Below are 720 nucleotides of genomic sequence, written 5' to 3' on the forward strand. Positions count from 1 at the left end.
TTAAGAACAAATTTCCTAAATTAGGTTATATTTCTGAAAAATTGCTATTAGAAAATTTTGAGTTTCCACCTATTAGTACATCAAAATAAAGTGTTATTTATAACTCGATTATTTGATCCTATGAAGTTCCCTTTATGTTATAGAGAAGAAGTAGAAAAATTAAATGAAACCAGAATTTTAATAATTAGATCTTGCAAAAAAGGAGCTTAAAAATATATTTACTGGTGGATTGTATGAAGATGAATATTCTTTAAAAGTTGCTAAAAATTTAACAATATCTAGAAATATTACAAGAAGATAAACCGCCGGAGCCTCAGCAACGCGCCCAGGTTGAGGAACTTCAAGGCCAGTATTTTGTTTCCACCTTTCCCATAATTCTTGAGGAGTAGGGAAACGATCTATTTCGCGAGTGGAATGAGTGAAAAAGTCGTACTCGAGAATGCGATGGCCGTTTGTGCCGTATGCAAAGGCTAAACCCAGATCTTTCGCGTATCCCTTTGCTTGTTCGAGACCCTTTTCCGGCGGTTCATTCTCGGGTTCGGCTTCCACTACCGCAATAGGGAAACTGTCAGTGTAACGGAGGAGATAATCCACCCGTTTTCCCTTTCCGCGACGTACCTGGTCTCCTACCAAAATGATTTTGCCAGGGGTATATTGATGGTCACGTGAATAATAGAATTCCCGTGTAACAATTTGATCCGTCCAACCCGAAGCTTTTAG

General features: G+C 38.2%; 1 pseudogene. It reads right to left on the reverse strand.

What is annotated here, in order from left to right:
* Positions 1 to 297: 297 nt before the first annotated feature.
* A pseudogene (locus TDIS_RS11235) lies at positions 298 to 720 on the reverse strand (type I restriction endonuclease subunit R); the annotation flags it as partial.

Source organism: Thermosulfurimonas dismutans (assembly GCF_001652585.1).
GTDB lineage: Bacteria > Desulfobacterota > Thermodesulfobacteria > Thermodesulfobacteriales > Thermodesulfobacteriaceae > Thermosulfurimonas > Thermosulfurimonas dismutans.